General features: G+C 57.5%; 17 protein-coding genes. 5 read left to right on the top strand and 12 right to left on the bottom strand.

Annotated features, from left to right (window positions below):
* The 10 genes from ybgC to AB4090_RS10385 all read right to left on the bottom strand — a co-directional run bounded on the left by ybgC (nt 1) and on the right by AB4090_RS10385 (nt 7727).
* A complete protein-coding gene (gene ybgC, locus AB4090_RS10430; RefSeq protein ID WP_369573816.1) occupies nt 1-423 on the bottom strand; it encodes a tol-pal system-associated acyl-CoA thioesterase in 423 nt (140 codons plus the stop codon).
* Nucleotides 413-1441 (bottom strand): Holliday junction branch migration DNA helicase RuvB, encoded by a 1029-nt coding sequence (ruvB, locus tag AB4090_RS10425; protein WP_369573815.1) that lies wholly within the window; start codon nt 1439-1441, stop codon nt 413-415. Before ruvB ends, ybgC begins: the two co-directional genes overlap by 11 nt.
* A 35-nt stretch (nt 1442-1476) precedes the next feature.
* Entirely contained in the window at nt 1477-2058 is a 582-nt protein-coding gene (gene ruvA, locus AB4090_RS10420; protein ID WP_369573814.1) for a Holliday junction branch migration protein RuvA, read from the bottom strand.
* Nucleotides 2055-2564: a crossover junction endodeoxyribonuclease RuvC gene (gene ruvC / locus AB4090_RS10415; protein WP_369573813.1), complete on the bottom strand. Its 510-nt coding sequence runs from the start codon at nt 2562-2564 to the stop codon at nt 2055-2057. Before ruvC ends, ruvA begins: the two co-directional genes overlap by 4 nt.
* 34 nt (nt 2565-2598) lie before the next feature.
* Complete coding sequence (locus AB4090_RS10410) at nt 2599-3354, bottom strand: YebC/PmpR family DNA-binding transcriptional regulator (protein WP_369573812.1); 756 nt, start codon at nt 3352-3354, stop codon at nt 2599-2601.
* 75 nt (nt 3355-3429) lie between these two features.
* Complete coding sequence (locus AB4090_RS10405) at nt 3430-3957, bottom strand: lysophospholipid acyltransferase family protein (protein ID WP_369573811.1); 528 nt, start codon at nt 3955-3957, stop codon at nt 3430-3432.
* 86 nt (nt 3958-4043) lie between these two features.
* Nucleotides 4044-5135, bottom strand: coding sequence for a quinolinate synthase NadA (gene nadA, locus AB4090_RS10400; RefSeq protein WP_369573810.1), 1092 nt, complete (start codon nt 5133-5135; stop codon nt 4044-4046).
* Between the two features lie 41 nt (nt 5136-5176).
* Nucleotides 5177-5626, bottom strand: coding sequence for a dihydroneopterin triphosphate diphosphatase (gene nudB, locus AB4090_RS10395; RefSeq protein WP_369573809.1), 450 nt, complete (start codon nt 5624-5626; stop codon nt 5177-5179).
* Complete coding sequence (aspS, locus tag AB4090_RS10390; protein WP_369573808.1) at nt 5607-7397, bottom strand: aspartate--tRNA ligase; 1791 nt, start codon at nt 7395-7397, stop codon at nt 5607-5609. Before aspS ends, nudB begins: the two co-directional genes overlap by 20 nt.
* Nucleotides 7398-7466: 69 nt before the next feature.
* Nucleotides 7467-7727 carry an FmdB family zinc ribbon protein gene (locus AB4090_RS10385; protein WP_369573807.1) on the bottom strand — a complete coding sequence of 87 codons (261 nt, stop codon included), beginning with the start codon at nt 7725-7727 and terminating at the stop codon, nt 7467-7469.
* A 62-nt stretch (nt 7728-7789) separates the two neighbouring features.
* Here AB4090_RS10385 and AB4090_RS10380 point away from each other — a divergent pair, with 62 nt between their 5' ends.
* From AB4090_RS10380 to AB4090_RS10370, 3 genes are all read left to right on the top strand, one after another.
* Nucleotides 7790-8500: a MarC family protein gene (locus AB4090_RS10380; protein ID WP_369573806.1), complete on the top strand. Its 711-nt coding sequence runs from the start codon at nt 7790-7792 to the stop codon at nt 8498-8500.
* Between the two features lie 159 nt (nt 8501-8659).
* Nucleotides 8660-10153, top strand: coding sequence for a DUF202 domain-containing protein (locus tag AB4090_RS10375; protein WP_369573805.1), 1494 nt, complete (start codon nt 8660-8662; stop codon nt 10151-10153).
* Complete coding sequence (locus tag AB4090_RS10370; protein WP_369573804.1) at nt 10143-11327, top strand: type II secretion protein; 1185 nt, start codon at nt 10143-10145, stop codon at nt 11325-11327. The genes AB4090_RS10375 and AB4090_RS10370 overlap by 11 nt, the downstream gene beginning before the upstream one ends.
* Before the next feature lie 59 nt (nt 11328-11386).
* On the opposite strand, the gene AB4090_RS10365 is transcribed toward AB4090_RS10370, so the two are convergent.
* Nucleotides 11387-11890, bottom strand: coding sequence for a hypothetical protein (locus AB4090_RS10365; RefSeq protein ID WP_369573803.1), 504 nt, complete (start codon nt 11888-11890; stop codon nt 11387-11389).
* A 19-nt stretch (nt 11891-11909) separates the two neighbouring features.
* Nucleotides 11910-13235, bottom strand: a complete 1326-nt coding sequence (locus AB4090_RS10360; protein ID WP_369573802.1) for a porin — start codon at nt 13233-13235, stop codon at nt 11910-11912.
* Nucleotides 13236-13536: 301 nt separating this feature from the next.
* Between AB4090_RS10360 and tyrS the strand changes: the two genes are divergently transcribed.
* Both tyrS and AB4090_RS10350 read left to right on the top strand, forming a co-directional pair.
* A complete protein-coding gene (gene tyrS, locus AB4090_RS10355) occupies nt 13537-14745 on the top strand; it encodes a tyrosine--tRNA ligase (RefSeq protein ID WP_369573801.1) in 1209 nt (402 codons plus the stop codon).
* 14 nt (nt 14746-14759) lie between these two features.
* Complete coding sequence (locus tag AB4090_RS10350) at nt 14760-15254, top strand: glutathione peroxidase (RefSeq protein ID WP_369573800.1); 495 nt, start codon at nt 14760-14762, stop codon at nt 15252-15254.
* Nucleotides 15255-15376: the final 122 nt, after the last annotated feature.

Genomic DNA, 15376 nt, shown 5'->3' with positions numbered 1-15376 from the left:
TCAGGGATGGTCGGGGAAAAAGGCATGAAGAACATGCCCAGGTATGGGCGTGGGGCGAAAATCGGCTGCCGAGAGGCAAGCTACTTCGATCTCGCCGCGGCAAAGCAACCGGTCTGCATGTGCGACGCGCTGCACAAAGCGCATGCGCAAGGGACGGACTTCGCTGATTTGGGTCTCGATTTGCAGCAATTGATTGAAACGGGCGGGGGCGCGGAAGTCGAGGCTGGCGCGGCGTACCGCAAAAACCACACCATCCTCTCGCTCCAGTCGATCCAGCTCCAAGCCTCTCTCGCGTAACATTTCCGTGCGGGCGCGCTCCATAAAGCGCAAATAATTCGCATGATACACCACCCCGCCGTGATCCGTATCTTCATAATATACCCGCACGGCGAACTGGCCTTGTGGCATATTATCAGGTGCCATCGAAGAGGCCCCCCGACTGCCCGGATTCCGGTCGTGGCAGCCCCAAAGCGAGGTAACTCTGGGCTGTAGCGCAGCGGCCGCGGGGCGTGCGGATGAGGTAGCCCGACTGAATGAGAAAAGGCTCAAGTACGTCCTCGATGGTGCCCCGGTCCTCGCCCAAGGCTGCAGCCAGGCTTTCTACCCCCACTGGCCCGCCGCCAAAGCGTTCGATGATGATGCCGAGCAGGCGACGATCCTGGGAATCAAAACCGTGTTCGTCCACTTCCATCAGCTCCAGTGCGGCACGCGCTGTGGCATGCTCGATGCTGCCATTGCCACGCACTTGGGCATAGTCGCGTACCCGGCGCAACAAACGATTGGCGATGCGTGGGGTGCCGCGCGCCCGCGCCGCAATCTCCCGCACTCCCTCGACCGCCGCAGGAACCTGCAGAATCCCCGCCGAGCGTGCGACGATGCGGCTCAGTTCCTCCACACTATAAAACTCCAGGTGAAAACTGATACCGAAGCGATCTCGCAGGGGTGAAGACAGAAGCCCGGCGCGGGTGGTGGCGCCAATCAGCGTAAACGGCGGCAAGCCGATCTTGATGGAGCGTGCTGCCGGCCCTTCACCGATCAGGATGTCGAGCTCGAAGTCTTCTAGCGCAGGATAGAGGATTTCCTCTACTACGGGGCTCAGGCGATGGATCTCGTCAACGAAGAGAACATCATGGGGCTGCAAATTGGTGAGGATGGCAGCAAGATCGCCAGCCTTGTCGAGAATGGGACCGGAGGTAACCTTCAGCCCCGCGCCCATCTCCTGGGCGATGATGTGCGCCAGCGTCGTCTTACCAAGTCCGGGGGGGCCAAAGAGTAGGACGTGATCCAGCGCCTCTTGCCGCTGCCGCGCCGCGTCGATGAAGAGCGACAAAGACTCCCGCAAACGTTCCTGTCCCAGATATTCCTGCAGCAGGCGCGGGCGCAGCGCATGGTCGATCTTGTCGCCCACTTGCTCGGCGGCAGTCAGATTGTCTCGGTTCATGGCGCTGGGAGTGCCCATTTTTCGCAAAGTTCCCGCTAGCGGCGTGCAAGAATTTGTAAAGATTGACGAATCAGTTCTTCGACCGCTAGCTCTCCAGGCAAGCCATCCACGGCCCGCTGCGCTTCGACAAGCTTATAGCCGAGGCTCTGAAGGGCTGCAATTGCCTCCTGTTTCGGGTCGTTGACCGCAGTGCCTGGACGGAAAGCGGTTCCGGCACCTTCAATCTTGTCCTGTAATTCTACAATCATGCGCTCGGCAGTCTTGGCACCGATGCCGGGGATGGCAGTGAGGCGTCTTTTGTCCCCAAGGAGCAGCGCCTCGCGTAATTGTCCGACCTCAAGCCCGGCGAGACAGGCCAGAGCGACCTTGCCACCGATCCCATTCACCTTGATCAGGAGACGAAAGAGTTCGCGCTCGTCGAGGGTCAAAAAACCATAAAGCAACTGCGCATCTTCGCGTACGACAAAATGGGTGAAGATCTGCAACGGGCTGCCCTCTGCCGGTAGCCGGTAGAAGCTCGACAGAGGCATCTCGATCTCGTAGCCCACGCCAGAGACGTCAAGCCACAACCAAGGCGGACGGCGTTGCAGGATTTTGCCTTGCAGACTGGTGATCATCGCCCGACGATCTCCCGTGCCCGCCAGAAAGCTTGCGTTCCCTCGCTGTGGGCGTGGCAAATGGCACAGGCCAGGGCATCGGCGGCGTCGGCCTGCACGCTATCGTGAATGCCAAGGAGACGGCGCACCATATGCTCCACTTGCGCCTTGTCGGCATGACCGGCCCCAACGCTGGCCTTTTTGATCTGCAGGGCAGTGTATTCAGAGACGGGCAGATTTCGTTCCAAAAGGGCAACCAGCGCCGCGCCGCGCGCCTGTCCCAGTTTCAGAGCAGAGTCCGCATTGCGTGCCATAAAGACCTGCTCGATGGCGGCCGACTGCGGCGCAAAATCCTGCAGCACTTGGCTCAAGCCTCGGTGGATGGCGGCAATGCGTTCGAGGAAAGGATGTCCCGAGACGTTGATGCAGCCGTGGGTGATATGGCGCAGCCGTCCATTGATATCGGCTTCGATGATGCCATAGCCGGTGCGCAGGGAGCCGGGGTCAATCCCGATGATGCGTCGCATGTCCGTTGGGGTCCGATCCGTTGCTTGCCGGGGCTCAGGATTCTGCCGCCTCCAGGCGTGCCATCTCTTCGTCGCTCAACTCATAGTTGGCGTAGACGTTCTGCACATCGTCGTTTTCTTCCAGAAACTCGATCAGACGCAGGAGTTTTTCTGCCTCCTCGCCACTGACCTCGATGGTGTTTTCGGGGATCATGGTGATCTCGCTATCCTCTGGTTTCAGACCTGCGGCTTCCAACGCTTGCGTCACCCCGTGCAGATCGGTGGCTGCCGTATAGACGGCAATGCGTTCGCCTTCGTTGGTTACGTCTTCCGCTCCCGCCTCCAGGGCTGCCTCGAGAATGCGCTCCTCGTTGGCATCTCCGGGGAAGGTGATCAAACCCAGTTTTTTGAATTGATAAGCTACCGAGCCGGCGGTACCCATGTTGCCGCCACGCTTGGAAAAGATGTGGCGAATCTCGGCCACCGTGCGCACCTTGTTGTCGGTCATGGTCTCGACCAAAATGGCGACTCCGCCGGGGCCGTAGCCCTCATAGGTCACTTCCTCGTAGTCCACCCCTTCCAACTCGCCGGTGCCGCGCTTGACTGCACGCTCCACGGTGTCTTTGGTCATGTTCGCGGCGTAGGCCTTGTCGAGCGCCAGACGCAAACGCGAGTTGCTGTTCGGGTCTCCACCACCGGCGCGTGCCGCCACGGTAATTTCGCGGATCAGGCGCGTAAAGATCTTGCCACGTTTGGCGTCTTTGAGTGCCTTCTTGAATTTGATGGTGGACCACTTGCTATGACCGGACATATACCGCTCCTTGAAACCCTAAGCAACTCATTCTGATGAAAGTTCGCGCATGATAACGCAAACGCTACGCAAGCGTCATGCCAAGGTGGCGATGGCGCTGCGCGTCGCGCCGAGGATCTCGGCGGCGTCGGCATCTGGATGAAAGTGCAGGGGTACCCCATAGCGCAGCACGGGATGCTGGCGCCGGAGCCAGGTTTGCCAGTCGGAGGGGTATTGACGCACGGCCAAGACGCGGGCAGGAACGACTGGTGCCGCACTCTCGCGCACCAGCCAAGCGAGACCTTTTTGCATCCCTTCGCGGGCGATGCCGCCTTCGGGAAAGATGCCCAGCACCCGCCCGGCCTGCAGCAGCCGGCGCGCCTGCAGCAGACCACGTAGGTCGCGGCCATCGCGGCGCACCGGGATGCAAGCACTGCGCTCCAGCCATGGGCGTAGCCAGCGCAGATCGTAATACTCTTGCGCTATCAGAAAAGAAATTAGCCGCTGATTGCTGGCCACCAGAAGCAGAGGGTCGAGTACGGAAAGATGATTGCAGGCGATAATGGCGGGGCCACTGCTGGGTACCGTGCTCGCGTCCCATCGCCCCCCTTGGTATTGCTGCACGTAACAGATGATTCCCCGGTGCAGGGCACGTTGCGAAAAGGTCCAGTTACCACCCGGATCGGCGGCAGCGCCGTGCAGGATACCGCTCAGGATTGCTCCAGCATGCGCTGTAACGCCACGCGCGCCTCGACGGCGATCTGCTCAGGCACGCGAATGACGTTGCGCTCGCGTCCCGCAACCAGCTCTTCAAGGGTCACTGCTAGCTGCTCGGGATCAATACGGAACATGGTCGAGCACATGCAGACCATCGGCGACATGAATTCCACTGTCTTCCCCTCGTGGCGCACCTCGTCGGCCAAGCGGGTAACCAGATTGATCTCTGTACCTACCAGCCACTCACTGCCGGGCTCCGCTGCCTTCACGGTTTTCAAAATAAAATCAGTCGACCCGACCGCATCGGCCATGCTGCAGACCTCAAATGCCGCTTCGGGGTGAGCGATGACCTTGCCCTGCGGATGCGCGGCACGCCAGCGTTCGATATGAATCGGCTGAAACATCTGATGTACCGAACAGTGTCCTTTCCAGAGCAAAATCTTCGCCCGGCGGATTTCCTCAGGATCAAGCCCACCAAGGGGCAGCTCGGGGTCCCAAACAGGCATCTCGCGCAGGGGAATCCCCAGTTGATGTCCACTCCAGCGCCCCAGGTGCTGATCGGGAAAGAAAAAGGCCTTGGGGCGCTGCTGAAAGCCCCAATCGAGAATCTTGCGGGCACTGGAGGAGGTGCAGACGGTGCCACCATGACGCCCACAGAAGGCCTTGATTTCGGCGCTGGAATTTACGTAGGTGACGGGAGTGATCTCGGTATCGGGATCAAGCACCCCGCGCAGTTCCTCCCAGGCGCGTTCCACCTGCTCGATACTTGCCATGTCGGCCATGGCACAACCCGCCTGCAGGTCGGGCAGGATGCTCTTTTGCTCGGGGCGGCTGAGGATATCCGCCACTTCGGCCATAAAGTGAACGCCACAAAAAACGATATATTCGGCATCCAGCTCGGCCGCCACGCGCGACAGCTGGAGGGAATCGCCATGAAAATCAGCATGGCGATAGACCTCCTCGCGCTGGTAATGGTGTCCGAGGATGACAGCACGCTTACCCAGCGCCGCCTTGGCCACGCGAATCCGCGTATCCAGTTCTGCTGCCTCGTTGCGCCCGCGAAATTGAACCGTGTCAACACTCATTGCAACCCTCGCATCGTCGAGTTTGCCCCAATATCTTCAAGCTAAGAGGCTAGCTGCCCGTCGTCAAGCGTACCAAACAAGCGAATGATAGCGTTGCGGTTGGTCCACGAACCACAGCGGGCGGACGCCTCGGCTGGCGCCAGCCAGGCAAAGGCGCAATGCTCGCTGGCCCGCAGCTGTGGGGTTTCCGCCTGTGCCAGGCACAACGTGAAGATTCGCTCTTCGTTCTCTTTCACCTCCGGTGCATAGCGCTCCGACCAAGGCGGCACAATGGGAAAGCGATTACGCACCCCGGTGTCGATCAAGTTCATGGCAGCAAAGCCGGTTTCTTCCGCTAGCTCCCGTTCTGCCGCCATCCGCCAGTCCTCGCCCGGCTCGAGGCTACCGGTAACCGACTGCCAAAAACCCTGCGGTCGCACCCGCTCCAGCAGCAATACCTGGGTCGCCGTATGCACCAGAACGAGGATGGATTTAGGGATTTTGTACGCCATCTCCCACTCCCGGACGCAGCCGGATACCGAGCTCCTGCAACTGACGCTCGGCCACGGGGCTCGGTGCGGCGGTAAGCAAACAGCCTGCCTTCTGCGTCTTCGGGAAGGCGATGACGTCGCGAATCGTGTCGCTGCCACTCATCAACATCACCAAGCGGTCGAGACCAAAGGCTAAGCCCCCATGGGGCGGGGCGCCAAAGCGCAGCGCATCCAGCAAAAAGGCGAATTTGTCTTGGGCTTCCTCGGGACCAATACCAAGCGCCGCGAAGACCTCCTTTTGTACATCCTGACGGTGAATACGAATACTCCCCCCACCAATCTCATTGCCATTCAGTACCAGATCGTAGGCGCGCGCCAAGGCATGTTCGGGGTCCGTGCGCAGCGCCGCCAGATCCGTGGATTGCGGCGCGGTAAAGGGGTGGTGCGTGGAACTCCAGCGCTCTTCTTTCTCGTCAAACTCAAACATGGGGAAGTCGGTAATCCACACGGGCTTCCACTCGCCCTGTAAGAGTCCAAGATCAGCGCCGACGCGGTTGCGCAAGTTCCCCAAGGCCTCGTTGACAATCTTGGCGCGGTCGGCACCAAAGAACAGTATGTCGCCGTCGCTGGCGCCGCTGCGCTGCAGGATCTCCTGTAGCACATCTTCGGGCAAGAACTTGACGATGGGCGACTGCAGGCCCGCCGCTCCTGCCGCCAGGTTGTTGACCTTGATCCAGGCCAGCCCCTTGGCGCCGTATATGGCGACAAACTCGGTATAGCCATCAATTTGCGCGCGGCTGAGGCTGGCACCGCCCGGTACGCGCAGGCAGGCAACGCGACCACGCGGCGCATCTGCCGCCGCACGGAAGACCTTGAATTCGACGCCGCGCATTAGGTCGGTCAGTTCCGTCAATTCCAGCGGATTGCGCAGATCCGGGCGATCCACGCCAAAACGCTGCATGGCCTCGGCATAGGGCATACGCGGGAAGGGCTCTGGCAACTCCACCTGCAGCACGCTACGGAATAGGCCACGAATCATCGGTTCGGCCAAGGCCATGACGTCCTTCTCTTCGACGAAGGACATCTCAATATCGATCTGGGTAAATTCCGGCTGCCGATCGGCGCGCAGATCCTCATCGCGAAAACACTTGGTAATCTGGTAGTAGCGATCAAAGCCCGCCACCATGAGTAGTTGTTTGAACAATTGCGGGCTCTGCGGCAGGGCAAAAAACTGCCCTGGCTGGGTGCGGGAGGGCACCAGGTAGTCACGCGCGCCTTCGGGCGTGGAGCGCGTCAGCACCGGAGTTTCGATATCGATACAGCCTGCCTCATCGAGATAATTGCGCACATAGCGAGTAACCTGATGGCGCAGGCGCAGATTCTGCTGCATCTGCGGGCGACGCAGATCAAGATAGCGATACTGCAAGCGCAGGTTTTCGCTGATCCCTTCTTCATCCAAGGGAAACGGCAGGGCATCGGCGCGGCTCAAAATTTCAATCTTGTGTGCCAGAATTTCTACTTTGCCACTGCTCAAGTTGGCGTTCTCTGTTCCGGCGGGACGCGCTCGCACTTGGCCCTCTACACGCAGCACAAACTCCGATCGACAGTCCTCGGCCGTGGCAAAGGCTTCCGGGCGATCGGGGTCGACCACTACCTGCACCAAGCCGCCGCGATCGCGCAAATCGAGAAAGATCACCCCACCATGATCGCGCCGCCGTTGCACCCAGGCGCAAAGCGTGACGGTTTCGTCGATTTGTTTTTCTGTAACCTGGTAACAATAGTGACTGCGCATAGGGATGTCCTGACTAAGAAACAAGGGCCCCGCAGGGCCCGCTAATGGTGTCGCGACACGCGCGCTACGTCAATGACAGGCGCAAGCACCGCCAGCGCAAGGAGGCGCCGCGCTCGTGCTACCCTCGTCACTTTTCGTCGCCTTGCTAGAACCCTTGAAATCCGTTTCGTACCAGCCGCTACCCTTCAAGGCAAAACCGCCCGCGCTTAACTGCCGCTCCAGGCCGGGTTTGCCGCAGGCTGGGCAATTCACTAAGCGCGCGTCAGACATCTTTTGCTCAGCACTGAGCTGATGCCCGCAGTCTTTACATATGTATTCATAAGTCGGCATCGCTACCACTCCTGTCCTGTACCAATCAGCATAGTATTATAGATATGTGCTCGCGCTTGCCAATGCAAGGGAGTAACATTTCGCCGCTGCACCATCACTTTTCGAGGTACACGGGCTTGCTTGGCGCTGATATCCATGGCGCGTTGCGCACACTCATTGCGTTGTTGGCGATTCTGAATCCCATTGGCGCGGTGCCCATTTTCATCGCCCTCACCAATGACGAAAGCCCGGCGCAGCGCCTGCAAACGGCCAAGATCGCCGCGCGAGCAGTGGCAGTAGTGCTGCTCATATCAGCCTTTCTGGGCGAATATATCCTGCGTTTTTTTGGGATTAGTATCGCTGCCTTTCAGGTAGCTGGTGGCATGGTTTTGATGTTGCTCGCCTTCAATATGCTCCAAGCCAAGTCTGGCGGTCGCTACAAGCACACCCCGGAAGAGGCGGCAGAGGGCATGCAGAAAGAAGCAGTGGCGGTAGTCCCGCTAGCGATTCCCCTACTTGCTGGGCCTGGGACCATGGTCACGGTAATCATCGCCCACCATCGCAGTAGCTCGTGGCTGGCGAGTGGTTTGTTAGTCGTCGATATCCTGATTATCAGCCTGGTTGCCTATGGTGCCCTGCGCCTGGCCGAACCGCTCACCAGGAGAATGGGGGTGACCGGCATCAACATCTCCACCCGCATTTTCGGGCTAATTCTGGCCGCTATTGCCGTTACGTTCTTGGCTAATGGTCTGTCGACGCTCTTTCCCGGGCTGCACTCCTCGGTCATCTCATAAGCGAATCTAACTCGCTTATTAGGCGGCATTGTTGGTAGGAAAGCCATTCGTTTGTTTACAATAGACCATATGCCGCATGCCGCACATGCGTGCCGATTGATGATTTGAGGTAAGACGATTAACGCACAAGTACGAGAAAAAGACCTGCGACTACAGGAGTTGTCTGCACGATACGACTGGCCTACCGTCGAGTATGATGAATCGCTAACCGCTTCCGCAGCGATCCTGCGCCGACTGAATGTAGACACTCTGCGCACAGAGTTGTGGTTGCCCATCGTATGGGATGCCGACAGCGCCGAGGTCATCGTCTGTGACCCAAACGATGCGGCACTTGCCGAGCACGTCCGCACGAGCCTGGGGGTCACCAATCTTCGCTTTCGTGTTGCCACGCAGCCGGACCTGGTTCGTCTGATCGAAAACAGCGCCGATCTGAATGAACATTTTCCTGTCTACGGTGGCCGCACGCCTCTGGCCAAGGTGCGTACTTACCTTGCTGGTTTGCGCACGCGCTACGCCGCCCAGCGAACCCAGTTCGCCCGCAGTCGCACAGGATTGGCATTGGTGCGCACGGGTCTCACCTTTATTACCATTGCCGTAGCGTTTTTGCGTCTGTTTGGTGCCGGTGATTTGCTGGTTTTTGAAATCCCGCTGCTCGTATTCGGTATCCTCGCGATTGTGGATGGACTCGTCTGGTATTTTCCCGCGCGGCAGGAGTCGCACAGAATCAAGCCTTACCCACCTTACCAGGTGCCGGAAGAATATACCGCCATTGATGTCGTTGATCCGGGCGGTGCCATGGATTTTGTGCGTTGCCCGATTGTCCCCGGAAGCGGGCTCTTGCGGAAAAACTGGGATGCCCTGTCGCCCGTGGAGCGGCGTCGCTTCCTCGCCAATGACCGTACCAACCTAGCCGAAGAGCGCACCATATTGGCCTATCTGCGGGTGATGATGGCAAAGGCGCGGACCGGACTCGCCTTTGCGCGCACGGGTGTCGCCTTCGCTGGTGTGGGTATCGGCTTCATCCGCAAATTCCATCCTGGCCCATGGTCAATTTTCGACTGGAGCCTCATCGTGATCGGCGTGTTCATGTTGATCGAGGGCTTTCTTTGGTATGGTCCAGGCCGCCATGCCGCCAATAAAGCGTTGGCAGCGGTCGCGGAAAAGCGCGATGTCGCTGGCCCCTGGGATACCATTTTCCCTTCCCTCTGTTTGTATAGCCAAGGGATTGACCCTGTTGTCGAAGCAAATTCGCCAGCGGCGCAGCCGGGTGTCTTTGCCACTACCGGCTTGGCCCTGGAGCGCACCACCCTGGCGGACAAGCGCAATACTATGTCGCGTTTGCGCACGATTATGGCCCGGGCGCGCACCGGTATGGCATTCATTCGTACTGGTTTCAGTGTCATGACGGTTGGTGCCGGACTCTTCATTTATTTTCATTTCACCGGTCATGTCGACACTTTGTGGACGGTCTTCGATATCGCCCTCGTTGTCATCGGACTCTATCTGATCGCTGATGGTTTGCACTGGTATCTGCCTGCCGAGCGCATCAAACGCCGCTCTTCCTATGTAGATGGTGACTTTGAAATTGCGGATGCGGACTACAGCGTCCCACAAAGCAGCTGGAGGCGTGTTCGTTACCCGCATGAGAAATAATTTGTCTCCCTATTTTGCCTTGGTCGAAAATGGTGTTCTCAACGCCGACGAACTTGCCGACGCCGAGCGTAGCGCCGCGTGGCGTGGCATCAATACGGAGCGGGTACTGTTGCATGACTTTGCTGTCTTGCGTTGTGATTTGCTCGCGGCACTGGCACAGCATTACGGCTGTGCCTTTATCCAGTACGACGAACGCCTGCCGGTGCCGACGGAATTGTTTGCTGGGCTCGATGGTAAACTACTACGCGCGAGTGGTTGGTTTCCGGTGCGAAAGCTAGAGGACACCGTCGTGGTTGCGGCTATTGACCCCGATAACCCAAAAATGCGGGAAGACGTGCAACGACTCGTGCCCGCGGCAGACTATGAATTCCGTGTCGCCCTGCACGAAGATATCCGCTGGTATACGCAGGATTATTTGCACGCCGAGGCGCCGCTTCTTATCGGCATTGAACGTACGGGACTTGCCTACTGGCGCAACACCATGGCGCACTGGCGCACCAAGCTGGCCGCGCATCGTACGGCACACGCCAGGGCGCGGACATCAATGAAGCTCCTGCGTTGGGGCTTAGCCATGGTGGCTATCTCCAGTGTGCTGGCGCATGTCTCTAACAATGTGCTGTCTTCCTGGCATCTGGCTATCTTACTGGTAGGGATCGCGCTGGCGCTCATTGGCTTGTTCGACTATCTCAAGGTGCGGCGAGCGCGTATGGATCTGCCCTGCCAGAGTGCCCTGATCGACATTACCACCCAAAATATTCAGTTTACCGAGCGCTACCATCTTCCCGAGGCGCCGATGGCAGCTAAGGATAACTCTGCGCTCGCCAAACTGGCTGCTGCCATACCGGATTATTGCTCCGTATTGCGCCCGGTCCCAGCCAGCAAGGAGCGCACGCACTTGGCACGGGAGCGCAATATGCTCGCGGCCCAGCGCACCATTGCCTCCAGTCATCGAACCTCCTACGCGCGCGCCAGAACCGGATTGTCGCTGATTCGCACGGGTATCTCCTTCGTGGGTTTGGGAATCGCCATGCATAAACTGCTGAATGCCAGTTCCTACAGTTTTACCGACTATGTTCTCATTGGTGCGGGTTGCTTGATGTTCCTTGATGGTTTGCTCTGGTATTTGCCGGCGCGCCGTCTCAAATATGGTATTGGCCGCGATAATAAACCATAACGCAACAAAAAAAGGTGGCCAGAATTCGACCACCTCAAGCGGGCTGAGAAAGCCTTGAATTATGGTTTCACATAGTTAAATCCGTGGGACTCCAGCTGCATGATGCGCACGATTCCCGCGGGTACAATTACCACCGACGGATCGAGTGGGGGCAAGTGCCCAGTCTTCTTCTTGAATTGTTCCATGCTGTTGTGACAAACATCAAACTCGACACCCTCGGCATTGATGGCGGCAATACGCGAGGCTACCGGACTCTTCGGTAGATACATCTTGATGCCGGGTCCAAAGGCGACCACCACTATCTGCACCTGCTCTTGGCCGAAATAATTGAGCATATTCTGTGTGTTGTTTAACGTCAGGTTCCAGCGTCCTGGATTATCCTGGCTGACCTGCAGTATCACGTGGTATTTCGCAAAAGGATGGTCATGGATGAAAGTGGGCTTGGCGAAATTGAAGTCGTTGAGCATAGACACATTGGCCCAGACCGGACTCGTTCCCAAGGTGAGTAGTATCGGGATGGCGAGCACGAAGACAATACGACGAAACAGCGATGATTGAGACATTTTGAGGCTCCTTGGATCGTTAGAAAGCAATCATAGCTTGGAGGGCAAAAACATTATCGACAGAATTTGCTACGCTCTGGCTGGTTGCATTCGGATGTGGCACACCTAAGGTGCGGAAGTAGTAGCCAGCCATGATTTTCGTCAGCGGCGTGAAGTGGTACTGTACGCCTAGCGCGTAGGTCTTGAATATGCGGTTCTGTACGGGATTGTTGGGTAACCGATTGTAGTAGTCATAGCGCAGATTGACTTCTATATTCTTTGTCAAAAAGAGTCCGGCTTCCGCCATATAACCCCAAGCCTTGTTGCTGATCCCTGGGTATAGCTGTGTTTCATAGAGACCAGCCTGTTTGAGGTCAACGGCTTTACTAAAGGCCGCCGGCGCATCAATCCAGCCATTACCGTGAATATATTCAAAGCGGAGTTGCCGGCCCCATGGATGCATGTAACCCTGCAAATATTGAAGGTCGACGCCATAGCGATTCATATCGTAATTCACGCCATCCCAACGTGGTGCAGCGTGTTGGTACCAAATGCCGCCCTGGATGTCGCTGCGGAATGGCCCTTTACCACCTAGGATGTATGCCTCCTGTAGTCGCACTGCTTCCATAGGCTCATTGGATTGATTGCCCGCCGCGACCGTGCCGTACATGCCCAACATAGCGCCGTAAGCGAATTCCCAATGGCCTGATCGGAACCAATCGAAGACCATGGCCCCAGGATAGCGAAAACCATTGACTCCCAGTGTCTGGGTGCCAGGGAGCAACGCACTGCCGGTTGGAGCTACCTTGCTAGAAAAGCTCGAATCGAACATCGGCTGATTCATTAATTGCGTGACTACGGTCGGGCTGAGTACATAGTTATACGTCATGAAACCTTGCATTGCGCCCTCGGCGCTCGGTGCGCGAACGAGCCCAACTTCAACACGTGCACCCGGGAGATAGCTAAAGGTCACATGGCCATCGATCAGTGCGGGTTGATAGCCCCCACGCACGCGGGTCACACCATTGTTACCGAATTCGCCAGCTACAAAATAGGAAATATAGGGGTTCAGGTTGCCACGAAACATGATCCGTGCCCGCAAAATCCCAGCGGTAGTACCCTGACTAAAATCAGGCCCAATCAGGTTGATATGCGGTACTTCATGAAGCATTTCATCTTCAGTTCCTGGCTGCGCCCACACCGTTGGCTCGATGAAGCCTGATACCCCGAACAATGGCGCGGTTGGTGGCGATATTCCCTGTAGGGCAAACCAATTCGCTGCCTCGGCGCTCGGCCCGCAAAGGAAGCCGACAGCAATGGCTGTAGATATAATCCCGGACAACAGTAGCGGTTTCGTTTTGCTCATACATCACCCCTCTAGCTATTTTGCAGTTGCGCTTCGTTAGCAATCTATGTGCCAATCGCTCTACTTGACGCAAAATCAATTGTTAATGGTCTTTTATTGTTGTGATGTACATGTATTTATGAGCTTGTTTGTGCGCCTCAGCGCATCACGCCTGTTCTTTCAGGAACACCAGAAAATTCATATATTATTGTCTACCTAGGTATCCGATCTGCGCGTTTCGGCCCCTGCGTCCGCGCTCGACTTCGTCCAGGTCCGCTGCGGTGCTACCATCGCGCTCTAATTCTGTCGGACGGAAAGCAACATGGATCACGCACAAGCCCTGGACCAACTGCAGCTCGGTGCAGCCGATATCCTGCCCGAGGGCGGACTCGCCGCTCTACTACGGCGCGCAGAAGAAGAAAAACGACCGCTGCGGCTTAAGCTAGGAATGGATCCCACCGCACCGGACCTGCACCTCGGGCACACGGTTCTCTTGCACAAGGCGCGGCAGTTTCAAGATCTTGGCCATGAAGTGCTCTTCCTTGTTGGCGATTTTACCGCGCGTATCGGCGACCCTACGGGCAAAAACAGCACCCGCCCGCCGCTCAGTGTGGATGCGGTGCAAGCAAACGCGCAGACCTACCGGGAGCAGATCTTCAACATCCTTGATCCCGAGCGTACCCAAGTCCTATTTAATTCCCAATGGCTAGACCAGTTGCAGCCGAGTGAGCTGATCCACCTGGCGGCCCAATCCACCGTTGCCCGTATGCTGGAACGAGACGACTTTAGCAAACGCTATGCCGCCGGCCAGGCCATCGCCATCCACGAATTCTTGTATCCGTTGCTGCAAGGTTATGATTCGGTGGCTATTCGTGCCGACCTAGAGCTGGGCGGCACGGACCAACGATTCAATCTATTGGTGGGACGGGAACTGCAAAAAAACTGGGGGCAGGCACAGCAGATCGTCTTCACCATGCCCATCCTCGAAGGACTCGATGGCGTGCAGAAAATGTCGAAGTCTCTGAACAACTACATTGCCGTACAAGATCCATCTACAGAGATTTTCGGTAAGATCATGTCGATCTCCGACACGCTCATGTGGCGCTACTACGAACTATTGTCCCGTCTTCCAGCGGCTACGCAACGACAATGGCGACAGGATTGTGAGGTTGGCGCACGTAACCCGCGCGATGCCAAGCTCGAACTCGCGCAGGAGCTGGTCGACCGCTTTCACGGTGTGGGCGCTGGGCGCGCCGCGTGCGATGGGTTTCTGGCGCAATTCCAGCGGCACGAGCGTCCAGACAACCTGCCCCTGCAAGAAGTTGCTCTGGACGAACCGCGCACGATCGCGCGCCTGATGCAGAGCTTGGGATGGGTACGCAGCAGTAGCGAAGGTATGCGCAAGGTGCGTGAGGGAGCGGTGCGGATGAACGATGCACGTATGGAAGATCCCGGCCTGCTCTTAACTGCAGATGAGGAATATCTTCTACAATACGGAAAGAAGCACTTCGCCCGCGTAATTCTGCGGTAAAGAGGGAGAATCCATTGGCAGAAAGCACAAAGTTCTATGATTTTTGTTTACCCCTACTCAATGGTAAGGATTGCTGCCTGCAGGATTTCGCCGGGCAGGTTCTGCTCATCGTTAATACCGCGAGTCTCTGTGGCTTCACGCCCCAGTACCAGGGTCTGCAGGCACTCTATGAACGGTATCGCGACCACGGTTTTTCTGTTCTCGCCTTTCCCTGCAACCAGTTCGCCCACCAGGAGCCAGGCAACGCCGATGCCATTGGCGACGTCTGTTACGGGCGTTTCGCGGTCAGCTTCCCAGTTTTTGCCAAGCTTGAGGTGAACGGTCCTAACGCCCACCCCTTGTTTGAGCATCTCAAAAGTTCCAAGCCCGGCTGGCTCGGGCCGCGCATCAGCTGGAACTTCACCAAGTTCCTTATTGACCGCGATGGCATCCCGCGTCGACGGTACTCACCCAGGACCGCCCCGCAAAAGATTGCCCCGGCAATCGAGGCCCTGTTGCAGCGCTCGTAAAATGGTTTTGCCGAGGGTGAGTTCTTTCCAATCCAGAGATGAGCCTGAAGGAGGGGCAGGAGTGAGGCTGTCAGGCGGCTGAGTGTTGGGCATTGTTGATGGAACGAAAGAGCTTTGCCCGA

It is taken from the genome of Acidithiobacillus sp. IBUN Pt1247-S3 (assembly GCF_041146875.1).
Taxonomy (GTDB): Bacteria; Pseudomonadota; Gammaproteobacteria; order Acidithiobacillales; family Acidithiobacillaceae; genus Igneacidithiobacillus.
The sequence above is the reverse complement of the archived record's forward strand: the minus strand, read 5'-3'. Positions and strand labels throughout refer to the sequence as shown.